Below are 13,103 nucleotides of genomic sequence, written 5' to 3'. Positions count from 1 at the left end.
ATTAGTCACCCCTATGATTTATTTTTGATCAAAATATCTTTCGAACAGCAGATTTAATTGTTCCTCTATTGAAGGTATTTCCACAACTGCCCCTGATTCAAGAATCGGACTCATCAGTGCAGGCAGAAAAATAGCTCCAAATATTTGAAGCATCATCGCTAACAAGCGCTCCGGCTGTTGCTCACCTGTCAGCTCCTTGATCGTGCTCTGAACCTTTGGAAATCCCATGATGTTTAAAAACCTTCCGTATTCCTGTTGAGATGTAAAGGGCGTGCTGCCCATGGCAATAATTCGCGAAAGAAGCTCTGGATATTGACGAATGACCTGTAGATAGTTAAGTAAAAATTGTTTCAGTCTATCTTGGGGGGGCATCGCTGTATTGTCCAAAATAGAAAAGGTGTGCTGAAAGCCATTTAATATCACTTCAATAGCTTCACTGAGCAGATTTTCCTTGGAGCCAAAATAATAATTAACTAAAGAAATATTAGTAGCAGATAGGTCGGCAATTTTTCTGATTGTAACCGCTTCAAAACCTTCCTTTTGAATAAATTCCAGCGTAGCGTCTAAGATTTTTTCTTTGGTTTGTTGTTTTTTGTCTGGGTGATTCATGTTTTTCCTCCTCCTGTTTCGTCCAATCATAACGGATGAATGAAATGGGACGATTTTATGTAAATGACTTTTCAAACAATAATTAAAACGTTGTTTAAATTACTGTTTGAACTCAGTTTAGCACTTTATATTTCACAAAACAAGGAGCAATTTGAGATTTAGGGAATAGAAAAACCCGCATAACGAATGAGATCGTTTGCGGGTCGATTGAATGGAGATTGAGAAAAGGCCTAAATGGCCCAATTTCCTTTGCGGAACACGGCTTCTTTACTTCCGTCTTGCAGTTCGCCGTCAATATCCAGCTCAGCTGAGCCGATCATGAAGTCAACATGAGTCAGGCTGACATTGGCACCGTTCTGGAGCAGCTCCTCCCGGTTCATTTGTGTGCCATTTTCCATATTAAATGGATACGCACTGCCTAGAGCCAAGTGGCAGGAGGCATTTTCGTCGATACCTGTATTGTAAAAAATGCGATTGAGATTGGAAATCGGTGAATCGTGCGGCACCAGTGCAACTTCTCCCAAATAGCTGGCCCCTTTATCCGTAGCGAGCAAATGAGTCAGATGCTGCTCGCCGGATTCTGCTGTATATTCAGTGACTTTACCGTCCTTAAAGGTAAACGTTATGCGATCCACCAGTTGTCCATTTAAATTGAGTGGCATGGTACTTGTGACATGACCATTCACACCTGTACGCTTAGGCATCGTGAACACTTCTTCTGTCGGCATATTCGCGACAAAATAATCTCCGTGCTCGTTCTCACCACCACCGCTGCGCCAAATATGACCGTCAGCCAGTTCAATTCTCAAATCTGTTCCTGGTGCACGATAATGGAGGCTTTTATACTTTTTATGATTCAGCTTGTCTTGTACCTGTTCAAGGTTTTTCAAATGTTTCTGCCAATTCTGAATAGGATCAGAGCCATCTACACGGTTCATTTGGAAGATTGTATCCCACATGACACGTATACGATCCTCTTCTGCTACATCTGCAAATACTTTATCGGCCCAAGCCTTCGTCGGCGCTTTAATCAAACACCAGCTAATTTTATGATTTCGGGTATATTTGGAAAAACCTTCTCTCGCCGTAGCTGCCGCCTTAGTCGCACGAGATACCTTTTGTGGATCAATGCCTTGATATAAATCCGGGTTCGGCACTTTAATCGTTAGTGTGGCTCCACCCTCTTCGGCAAATTTCTCCATCATTTCTGCCTTCCAAGTAGGGTAGTAATCAAAGCTGGCTTCGTCACCATGTTCAAAACGACTACGTGTAATGGAATCATCCTCGAACTCTACCTGTACATATTTAGCGCCTGCTTCATAGGCTTTGCTGACAATCAGGCGTGTAAACTCAACAGTTTCCAGTGGTGCAGTTACCAAAAACGCCTGTCCGGGCTGAATGTTAACCCCTACTCTTACGACCAGTTCTGCGTATTGCTCCAACAATGATTCAAATGTACTCATTTTTCCACGCTCCTGTTCCGTTTTGATTATATTGAATGATTTCATCACTACAGTACGGACTGCTTCTCCAGTTCACGTAGCTCCACTCTTCGTATTTTACCCGAGCTGGTTTTAGGAAGCTCTTGAATAAACTCTATTTTTCGTGGATATTTATAAGGTGCCGTCCATGTTTTCACATGATGTTGCAGTTCCTTCACTAACGCTGGTGATCCTTCTACCCCAGCTTTGAGTACGACAAAAGCTTTTACAACATGTCCACGGATTTCGTCAGGGCTGGCTACGGCAGCACATTCCTGCACGGAGTCATGCTTCATAAGCGCTTCCTCTACTTCAAAAGGACCAATAGTATAGCCAGAACTGATAATGATATCATCACCACGTCCTTCGAACCAGAAATATCCATCCTCGTCTTTGCGAGCCCGGTCTCCCGTAACAAAATAATCTCCGTGGACACTAGCTAATTTGCGTTCTGGATCATGGTAATACGTATGGAATAATGCCGGCAGATCGGCACGCACTGCAATATCCCCCACTTGCCCCGAAGCCAGCGGAATGCCCTCCTCGTCTACGACCTCAACGAGTCCCGGTGCAATAGATTTGCCCATCGAGCCTGTGCGCAGAGGTGCATCCTTTAAATTACCAATAATTAATGTGCTCTCTGTTTGACCGTAGCCGTCACGAATCGTAATGTTGAACTGCTCCTGAAACTTATTAATGACCTCCTGATTGAGAGGCTCTCCCGCAGAAACTGCGCTGCGCAATTGGGATAGATCATATTGATCCAAACCATCCGTTTTCGCCATAATCCGGTATTCTGTCGGCGTACAGCACAACACTTGGATTCCGTACTGCTGTATGAACTGCAAATAGCGACCCGGACGAAACGGACCATTATATACGAATCCGGTCGCTCCATTCCCCAGTACAGATAAAAACGGACTCCAAATCCACTTTTGCCATCCTGGTGCAGCTGTAGCCCATACTACGTCTGAAGCTCGAATATCCAACCATGGTGATGTTATCCGCAGATGGGCATATCCCCAGCCATGGCTATGTACAACACCTTTAGGATTTCCCGTGGTGCCGGAAGTATAGGCCAGAATGGCCATGTCGTCACGGTGCGTCTTCACAGCTTCAAAAGTATCTTCCTGTCCATCCATCAGCTCATTCAGCACGAGCCAGCCAGATACATCTGCCGTGTCGTCCCCGGAGACCACGATGCGATAATCCAGAGCAGGCAAATCATCATTTATTTTGTCCACTTCGCTTGTTACTCCGGTCCAGGCAATGACTGCGCGCGCTTCTGAATGGCGAAGACGAAATGCAATATCCTTGGCACGTAGCATTTCTGAAGATGGAATGACAGCAAGCCCAAGTTTCAAGCAGGCCAGATAAATTACATACGCAATAATACGCCGTGGTACTACGACCAGAACTCTGTCACCTTTGTTAAATCCCAGATTTGCGAGTCCTCCAGCCAGTCGGTTAGCCTTTTTCAACAGCTCTCCATAGGTGATTTCTTCGTATTCTCCTGTCTCACTCAGCCACTTGAGTGCGGTTTTACCAGCATCATGGTGTTCCATTTCCGAAGTCATATTGTAATATTCAGGCGCAAGCCATTGTTGTTGATCTGTCAAATTATACCTTCCCCTTTATACATAAGATGAGATCCACTTTCTTACTGTAGTATAACACGTCTTAGTACCAGGTTCTAATACCAGAATCATTTTTTTTGGAAAAAAATAAATTTTGTAAAGCGAACGACAAAAAGAAAGAGCCTAATTACAGGCTCTTTTTCTTCACTACTATCGTGATTTACAACTGGAGTTCTACCACTGTAGAAGTCGCTTCCTGACCGTTTACGAGCAGTGCAATCCGGTGCGCTCCCGCATAATGGCGACGAGTGGTCAGGTCTGCAAAACGGTGTGTCCGTGTACCTGTAAGATGGGTTCCTCCAGGGACCGTTTTGTCAGATAGCAAAAACAGTTTACGTGAGACTTGTCCTCTCGCCTTCACAAAGTCGATGCCGTACTCGATGCGGACTCGTACCGGGTCACCTTCACGAAGCTGAAGCGCGTAGCTCAACTCACAGCTATCACCAAGCTTTAGCATGGCAGGGTCTGTGGTGAAAGAGGCTCCCGTGACTAACGGCGCCCCGTCTGTTTCATCCGCATAGCCGAACATTGCCATCACTTCGGGGATGGATTTGCGAATCAGGGTCCGACAGCCATGACGCACAATCCAGTCGGTGTCAGGATGTGTTCCTTTCCACCGTTGAGCCGTGGCAATGACCACATCAGGATGATCCTTGGCAATATCGTTCAGGTTGTTGGCTACACTTTTACGTACATACAGTGATGGATCGGCCTTCAGTAGTTCCAATACGGCCAATACTGGAGCAGGATCGCGTTTAAACACAGGCAACGCCTGTCCCCAGGGTAGCCGTGGACGACAGCCTTCGCTGGCAAGTCGGCGGACGTGTTCACTTTGTTGTCCGGCCCAGGTCGTCATCTGCCGCATCATCCGTTCCGGTTCACGCAGAAGGAAGGGTCTCACGGCGAACTCCGCAGAGGACTTAGAGGTGAACCGCTCCAGTGCCTTCATGGACAGTTCCCAATGCTCTTCTCCCTGCCCATACACCTCCACAAAATCGGGGAAAAACAAGTATGGAAAACCACTGCAATGCTCGTCTATAGCAAAAAGAATATCCAGAGCTTCTTCATATTTACTGGGCAAAAATGCCCCTAATGTTAACGAAATACGTCGTATTCGTTCTTTTAGCTCCAGTTCATCCCATTTTTCATCCATCACTTGATGGATGAATCCGTTGGTATCGAACGGCCTGTACGCAGACTGTACTTTTTCACCGAATAGTTGAAGAAAATTCTCCGTGTACATATTTTTTAAGGGCTCGGCCATTATATATCTCCTTTTGTATGAGGTTGAGAGAATTGTAGCAAGGCATACTAAAAATGCCAAGTCCTATGGTTAGGACCTGACATTTTTACATTAATACAAGAAATCGATTTACTTATAATTCGTGTTGGGCAAACCAATTGGTAATACGTTGCAGTCGTTCCACGCGAAGCTGCGGGTGCCCTTTTCGTGAAAGCTCGTGACTTGAAGCTGGAAAACGGACAAATTGCGTAGGTTTCCCCAAGCGACGTAATGCTGTAAACAGCTGCTCTCCCTGCTCTATAGGACATCGCAGATCCTGCTCCCCGTGTAATATGAGCAGCGGTGTGTTGATTTGCTGCACATAAGCCAGCGGAGATTGCCTCCACAAAAGCTCGCAATCCTCCCACGGATTCCCGCCGACTTCATCTTCAGTAAACGAGTACCCTATGTCACTCACTCCATACATGGACAGCCAGTTAGATATGGAGCGCTGGGTCACAGCTGCGCGGAAACGATCGGTATGGCCGACAATCCAGTTTGTCATAAAGCCACCATAGCTGCCTCCTGTTACACCCAGCCTTTCCGGATGAATGAATGGAAATTGACGTATAGCCTCGTCCACTGCGCTCAGCAGATCGGTGTAATCGCGTCCGCCGTAATCTCCAAGGACGACATTGGTGAAAGACTGTCCATACCCTCGGCTTCCTCCCGGATTCGTGTAGATGACTGTATACCCCTGAGCGGCCAGCAACTGAAATTCATGAAAAAAAGAATTGGAATACATGGCATGAGGACCACCGTGAATCTCCAAAATAGCAGGATAGGATACCCCCTCCTTAAACCCAGCAGGCTTCATCACCCATCCCTGCACCCGTCGTCCATCCTCAACCTCAGTCCAGAAGCTCTCAGGCACACTGATCTCAATCTCATCAAACAGAGAGTCATTCACTCGTGTCAGCCGTTCCTCAGTTCCTGAATGGATCGCAACCCGGAACAAATCGCCTGGTAAAGAAACATCGGTGGAAGCCGCAATGATATGCCGCTCATCCGAAGTAAGTTCGAATTGGTAAATTTCCCGTTCTCCTTGCGTTAAAATTTTAAAAGTTCCATCAAGCGTAAACTGATATACGTGTACATTTCCTTCAAGGGTTACCAGCGTATACAGGGATTGACCGTCGGCACTGAAGCGTGGTGGTCCTATATGAAGATGTGAACGCATGTCGCTCATACCCGCATTACCGAGGTGAGCGTCAAGCGTCTCACTAACGCATACTGCCGTCCCCCCACTGGAAGGAACCGTGTACAGTCGGGTCTGAGTAGCGCCTTTGGCATGTCGATCATGACCGTAAAAGGCAATCGTTGAACCGTCAGGAGAATAAGCAGCACTCTCGATGTGCAGTTCAGAATGGGTCAGCTTAAGCGGTGCTGCTGCATCACCATTTGAAGTTGCAGGAGCTATCGTAAACAAATCATTCTGCTTACGTAAATCCGTATCCTCTTTCGAATGCTCTGCTATTCTGGCGACGAATAAAATACGTTGACCATCCGGTGACCACACAGGCTCCGCCACATCATAAGCGCCGGAAGTCAGTTGAACTGTGTGCCCCGAAGTCACATCAGTTACATACAAGTGATCACGAGTATCATCCCACAGTCCATATCCGTCGGATTTAGCTTTCGTTCGATTAACGACTCGTCCCTTAAGTTGTGCCTCCTGAGTTCCTCCATCGGATGTAGGGCTTGACGGGTTCTCGGCCGTTTTAGCTACAAACGATATGCAAGTCCCATCAGGAGACCAGGCTAATGAACGAACATTGTTCTCTACGTGTGTAAGCTGTCGTGCCTCCCCTCCGCGTTCTGGAATAATCCACACCTGGCGCTTGCCGTCTGTTGTACGGAGAAAAGCTAGTTGTGATCCATCTGGTGACCAGACAGGCGTTTCATCTTTCGGTCCGTATGTAAAGGGTAATGCGCTAGCGCCTTCGGACGATAATAGCCAAATTCCTGAGTTATAATCTGTCCACTCTTTATTAATATACTGTTCTACGTAAGCGATTTCACCACTAATAGGATGAATAGCTGGATCGCTAACCCAGTGGAGTCGATATAAATCCTCGGCTGTTATACAGCGCTTGGTCGTACTAGATTGTGAGTCGCTCAAAAAAATTCCTCCTTTATATCATTAGATTCCACATCTTTAAATTTTAATTAATCCGATTAATTTTATGCGATTTAAATGAATATACAATTACGTTACTCTTTTTATTTATCTCTGTCAATTTGTCTAAAACTAAAAAGACCCTCTCTCAGTCGCTATCGACCCGAAAACACCGCTACTTCGGTTGCTTTCATGAGAGAGGGTAACGTTATTCATCAATCACAATTGGAAAATAGGAGAAATGGAGGGAGCCCCATTAGGAATAGCAGCCAGTGATCCATTTTCTTTGTGTAGGTTCGGCACCTGCTGCCAAATAGTGCTGGGAATCTCTCGCCGCAGCACAGGAATGATATCCTCGGCAAACCGATGCAGCTGTTCAAGCTGCTCCTGCTCTCCCAGCCCATCCACGCTTATGCTGAGTACCTGATGGCCGAACGCAGTATAATAGTTCCGTATTTTTTCGAGAACGCTGTCCGCAGAACCAATCAGAACTGGACCGTTGCGGATATTGTCCTCCAAATTTGTAAACGGGGATTGATTATGTTGAGCCGCCGTCGTCGAGTGGTAAGCATCATAATACGGGCGATAGCGTCTGATCGCTTCCTCGTCTGTATCCGCCAGATACAAGCTCCCGGCTCCGGCACCAATTACGGCTTGAGCAGGATCATGACCGTAATAAGCGAGCCGTTCACGGTAATGATCAATTAAGCCTTTATACTTGGCCTGAGGATGGAAAGAATTTGAGGAAAATAACGGCTCTCCATATTGTGCAGCCAGCTCCGTCGATAATGTACTGGAGGCACTTCCATGCCATATCGGAATTTGCTGTTGATACGGGCGTGGCTGTGTCGTGACCTGATACAGCGGGGGCCGATAGTTGCCCTTCCACGTAACCTCTTCCTCGCTCCATAGCCGTTTGAGCAGACGATAGCGTTCTGCTAACGATTCCCACTGCTCTTCCTCCGTAATTCCAAACAACGGGTAATGGCGTGGATCATTGCCTTTTCCGATAATCAGTTCTAATCTTCCGCCCGATAAATGATCTAATGTCGCATAATCCTCAGCTACGCGTATTGGGTCAAGTATACTAAGCACCGTTACCATCGTCAGCAGACGAATCCGTTCAGTTCTCGCTGCTATAGCGGTCAGAACGAGTGGAGGTGAAGACGACAAAAAAGGCGTACCATGCCGTTCCCCCACACCATACGCATCAAAACCAAGCTCCTCTGCGAGCACAGCCTGCTTAATTACATTTTGGAATTTTTGCTGCGAACTCCAGGCTTCTCCGGTAATCGCATTAGGCAGATTAGCCATTAGGCTGAACAATACAAACTTCATTCGCTCCTGCCCCCCTTCTGCGAACGAATCGGCTTCGTCCGTTCCCTATGATCGCGTCTAATTTCGGTTAGCTGTCTCGGCTTCATTTTTTTCACGAATGTAGGTGGAGAATAATTCAGGATTCACCACTTTACGCAGTAAATGCATCGTCCCGTCCCCTGTTCCATGGTCAAAAGCATGGATACGTTCATACCCCCAACGCTCATACATGGATAGCAAATAGGGATGCTTTTCCGCAGTCGCCAGTGTCACAGCAGGAGCACCGACCTTGTCACGAATAATCGTTTGCTCTACCCAATTCAGCAGTTTTTTCCCATATCCTTTGCCCTGGGCAGCCGGGTCTACAGCAAACCACATCACAAACGGTAGATCGGTTATAAAATTAAGGGCTCTATTTTTGAGATGGCTAACGGTAGCCTGAATGACACCGTCTACTTCCAGCACATAGCAATCATTATTTTTAATGTTTTCTTGAATGAGAGCAACATCTGCCTGAGCGGCAGGCCATCGAAGCTCCAACTGCCGAATTGTTTCATACGCCTCATACGTCACATACTGCAATCTTTCTGCATCCTCTTGGAGTGCCAGACGATAGATTTCACTCATACTAACCCGCCTCCCTATAGTGTTATTATAATGCTCGTGAATCACCAAAATAATTAATCCTATCTACTTAATGAGATATAAAAGTTAACATAACTGTAGCATGCTCACCATCCAGCGACAAATTAATTTTTTCTATAACTCCATTTAAAATAACAATAGCCCCTAGAAAGATGGGAATTCGTTAATTAAAGTCAACGCAAAAAAGCCCGAAAATCGGGCTTTTTTACTTTCTAGACGAATAAAATGCTGGCCATATCTCCGGCATTCAAAACACACCATGTATGTTGTATTACTCCGCAGGGGCAGTAAAGCTGCGTTTGGCAAACTCGCTGTCCAGCATATAAAAGGCGTTGCTGTCTCTTTCAATGCGCTTAAGCTTCTGGATAACACTGTCGAACAGAGCTTCCTCTTCGACTTGCTCATCAATAAACCATTTCAGGAAATGGATCGTTGCATGCTCGCGTCCATCGAGGGCCAAGTCAGCCAGATGATAAAATTTTTGCGTGTTTTGCTGCTCATGCTTGTAGCCATGCTCAAATACGTCCAGCATGGAATCGTAGCTGTTTTTTGGCTCCGGCAATGCAGCCAATGTGGCGCGTCCTCTACGGTCATTAATGTATTTATACAGTTTCATGGCATGAAACCGTTCCTCCTCAGCTTGTACCAGGAAGAAGTTTGCAAACCCATCCAGACTTTCACTGGAGCAATAAGCAGCCATCGCCAGATATACGTGAGCGGAGTAAAATTCAAAGTTCATTTGCTCATTCAGAGCCTGTGCCAAATTGTCATTCATGTCTCAGGTCACCTCGGTCATGTATGTAATAATGTAACGATCATAGTGTACCACGAATCCGATCACAAAAAAACGGACGGAAGTGAATTAAATGATCTCACATTCCGCCCGTAATCTCTACAATTAGTTTACAATCAAGGCTCCAGACCCCAGACACGTTTGTCATTTATATACAATGGTGCTTTGCCCCAATCCGTATAAGATGTCTTGGTTGGATCATAGGAAAAATCATCACTTTCGTTATAGTTGCTCCAGTCCGTCTTGTTCATGCGAATCTGAATGTCCCCTGTGTTTTCCCCTGCTGCCAGACTTCCCGCACCAGCTCCAAAGGAGATTTCCAGATAATAATCTGCGCCTGTAACGGCCTTATCCAGTTTCACAAAACGTCCCTGAACGTTACTACTGCCCAACTGTGCATAGTCACAATGGAATTCCTGTGACTTGTCGCCATCTACGGTGTAGTAGTATCGCAGCTTGACATTTTTCAGATCAACTGCTTCTTTACCCTTGTTTACAATACGGAACAGTGGCCGAATTTGATTATCTCCCGGGTTTGTGTCGCCCACGCGGTATTGGGCAATCACATCTCCCGTTGCTGGAATGGGTGCTGCCGTAGGCTTGGCACTGACCTCGGCAGAATCCGGGCTGGTTCCTAAAGAATTTGTTGCACTTGCCACATAATAATAAGTGGTTTCATTCACCACTCCTGTATCCTTGTAAGTGCTGTCTGTTACCGTTGCTACTGTGGTATAAGGGCCACCACTGGTTGTCGAGCGCTTGACTGTATAGCTATCGGCACCCGTCGCTTTGCTCCAGGTCAGTGTAACCTGAGCATCCCCCGCGTTTGCCTTCACATTTGCCGGAGCTTTGGGAGCTGTAGGCTCGGTTGGTCCACTACCGTTAATGAGACGGTCATACTCGGCATAAGCCGTTGCCATATCAACTTGGGACCAGAAACGGTGATACGTAAATTCTGGAGCGCCTTTATCCCATTTTTTGGTCTGCTTGTTCCAAGAAGTCGTGTATTTATCTTTAAGATAGGACCATTGCGGATCTTTGGTGATATTAGGGCGGATATCGCTGTAGCTGGAATACGTACCATTACCACCTTTAGACGGATCAGACGGTGTAGCGTCGGTGCCAGGGATCGTGTTGCCTTGCCCAGTCTTACCACTCCAGCCGCTCGGGATATACACTTCTTTGGTAAAATAACGATAATAATCCTCGCGCGCTTCCTTCGTTGTAATGCCTATACCATCGTTATAACCCCATGCAGCATCAAGCAAAGCTTTAGACAGATCCTTAGCTTCCTTGCCTAACTCGGAATAGTCTCCTTTTTCAGCTTTCGTTCCAGCAGCAAAGAAAGTAAGTGCTTTAACATAGCTGCCCAGCACTCCGGCATCCTGCCCCGGATTCTTTGTTACCACATGGAGATTGGTATTCCCTTTATGATTGGCAAATCCGCTCCAGGTTTCAGGCTTTCCGCTCCATTCCAGATTGCTCGGTAGCCAGAACTCACCTTTAGCCACTGTAGTAGCCACTTTCGGATTCTTGCCACCCAGAATACGCTTGCCTTGAGCGTCCAAATAGTATCCCTGTGCATCAGTCACAGGCCGTTCGTTGGCAAATACATAGCTCTTGGACCACGCTATCCAGTTTTCCGTCACTTGTTTAGCCATTTTAAACTGCTCGGACGAAGTATCCCCTTTCTTGGCTAAAATGTAGTACAGCTCGGCAACCCGCTCGACAGGCCAAGCCTGCATCCCGAACCAGTTGTTCGACGGTGGATCGTTATATACAGGAGCCCCTGTATAAGCCATGCCATAAAAGGTACTTGTGCCAGATGGATAAGCCTTGTAGGCACCATCCCAGCTATTCGTCGCTCCGCCTGCAATGGCCCCCTCATCGGATTGCAGCCAAGTATAAAACTCCAGTTGGCGCTTCAGCGAGGTCGCCCAGTCCTGTCCCGCCGTTGGTGAATTCGGTATTAATCCACCATCTTGATCGGACAACGCATACGCTGCGACGACATTTTGATAGCCCTGATGTGCATGGCTGGCACCAATACGCCAAGCCCAGTTGCCGCTTTGGCCAAGTCCGCCGCCCCAGGCTGTATACCATGCCATCAGATAAAGACTGGCATCCTTGCCCGTACCAGCAATTGGACTTCCGTTGGAAGCGCTTCCGGTTTTCTGGAAGTATTTATCGTACATGCCGTAACGCAAAAAGTCTCCCATCTTTTTAGCTTTATCCAAATATACGGAGTTGTCATATCCTAATTCCTTAGCCCAGTACATTGCTTGAACTGCCCGTGCATCTGCATCGGTGGCATTCGTGTAACGCCATTGCTGTGCAGGGGCATTATTTTCCTTGGTAAACAAGCTCATAAAGCCTTCATTAGGCTTGCCAAACTTTTGATTGTCTTGCGATGGGTGTGGTACAGCCTCCCAGACCGATTCCTGTTCCCCGCGCTGGAAGGTGTTTACATAGGCTGCTGTATGCGACGGATTCAGAAGATTTCCGAAGCCGTACCAATTATCCACGTCCAACAACCAGTGCATCAGATAAGTCTGGTTGTTGCCATAGGTTGCCTTCAGCTCAGAGTCCAGTGGATCCTTGCCACCACCATACTGTCCACTCAGACGGCTTGGGTATTGATCCGGCTGTGAGTATTCTGCGGCATAGGTGGCGGGGCTGTTCGGGTTGTAGTTACTCATTGTCGGCTGCTCTTCCTTACCGTCGCCTTCATTAACAGGAATGATATATTTCTCCATGTTGTCCCATGCGGATTCCAAATGCCCCCAATCCCCGGTATAATGACCATACAGCACTTCCAGCCACATCCAGTAGCTGTACGCTTCCGAAGTCGTTAAGTGTCCGTAATCTGGAGCCTCGCTCATAAGCGTTTCAACGGAATGATAAGGGATGCCTTCTTTTGAAAAGTATCCGCTAGCCGGATCCTTCAGCTGTTTATACAATTGTAAAAAGCGTGTCGATTCCGGTGTTGCGGCTGATGCACGGTCGGGTCCTGCCTGAAATAAGCCCAAGGTTAACGGAAGTACCAAAATGGCTGACATGACCATAGAGACAGATTTCCTGAACACTGATTTTCTGCTGATCACTTTTGCATTCATCCTCTCCATTATCAATTTTGGCTTTACACAAGATTTTATTCCGAAAAACGACAGCACAAAAAGACAGCATCATCACCTCACTTTCCCATAAAAAAGGTGGAGGA

At 46.7% G+C, this 13,103-nt stretch carries 9 protein-coding genes; all 9 read right to left on the bottom strand.

The genetic code is table 11. The annotated features are described in order from the left end of the window. Nucleotides 1-18: 18 nt before the first annotated feature. The gene (locus MKY24_RS12260; RefSeq protein WP_023988547.1) at nt 19-609 is read right to left on the bottom strand and encodes a TetR/AcrR family transcriptional regulator; all 591 of its coding nucleotides are present in this window, start codon (nt 607-609) and stop codon (nt 19-21) included. Between the two features lie 230 nt (nt 610-839). Beyond that, entirely contained in the window at nt 840-2,072 is a 1,233-nt protein-coding gene (locus MKY24_RS12255; protein WP_279836354.1) for an aminopeptidase, read from the bottom strand. Nucleotides 2,073-2,119: 47 nt separating this feature from the next. Continuing rightward, nucleotides 2,120-3,709, bottom strand: coding sequence for an AMP-binding protein (locus MKY24_RS12250; protein WP_053325411.1), 1,590 nt, complete (start codon nt 3,707-3,709; stop codon nt 2,120-2,122). A gap of 178 nt (nt 3,710-3,887) precedes the next feature. After that, a complete protein-coding gene (locus tag MKY24_RS12245) occupies nt 3,888-4,991 on the bottom strand; it encodes a hypothetical protein (RefSeq protein ID WP_068939444.1) in 1,104 nt (367 codons plus the stop codon). 112 nt (nt 4,992-5,103) lie between these two features. Continuing rightward, nucleotides 5,104-7,131 carry a S9 family peptidase gene (locus MKY24_RS12240; protein ID WP_339202103.1) on the bottom strand — a complete coding sequence of 676 codons (2,028 nt, stop codon included), beginning with the start codon at nt 7,129-7,131 and terminating at the stop codon, nt 5,104-5,106. A 216-nt stretch (nt 7,132-7,347) separates the two neighbouring features. Continuing rightward, nucleotides 7,348-8,466 carry an LLM class flavin-dependent oxidoreductase gene (locus MKY24_RS12235; RefSeq protein WP_339202100.1) on the bottom strand — a complete coding sequence of 373 codons (1,119 nt, stop codon included), beginning with the start codon at nt 8,464-8,466 and terminating at the stop codon, nt 7,348-7,350. 57 nt (nt 8,467-8,523) lie between these two features. Next, nucleotides 8,524-9,072: a GNAT family N-acetyltransferase gene (locus MKY24_RS12230; protein ID WP_023988541.1), complete on the bottom strand. Its 549-nt coding sequence runs from the start codon at nt 9,070-9,072 to the stop codon at nt 8,524-8,526. A 289-nt stretch (nt 9,073-9,361) separates the two neighbouring features. Next, complete coding sequence (locus tag MKY24_RS12225) at nt 9,362-9,865, bottom strand: ferritin (RefSeq protein ID WP_013310291.1); 504 nt, start codon at nt 9,863-9,865, stop codon at nt 9,362-9,364. A gap of 134 nt (nt 9,866-9,999) precedes the next feature. Further along, the gene (locus MKY24_RS12220; RefSeq protein WP_179086223.1) at nt 10,000-12,948 is read right to left on the bottom strand and encodes a glycoside hydrolase family 48 protein; all 2,949 of its coding nucleotides are present in this window, start codon (nt 12,946-12,948) and stop codon (nt 10,000-10,002) included. Nucleotides 12,949-13,103: the final 155 nt, after the last annotated feature.

It is taken from the genome of Paenibacillus sp. FSL P2-0322, assembly GCF_037975315.1.
In the GTDB taxonomy this organism is placed as follows: domain Bacteria; phylum Bacillota; class Bacilli; order Paenibacillales; family Paenibacillaceae; genus Paenibacillus; species Paenibacillus polymyxa_B.
Note: the sequence above shows the minus strand (reverse complement) of the source record. Positions and strands in the feature narration are given on the sequence as shown.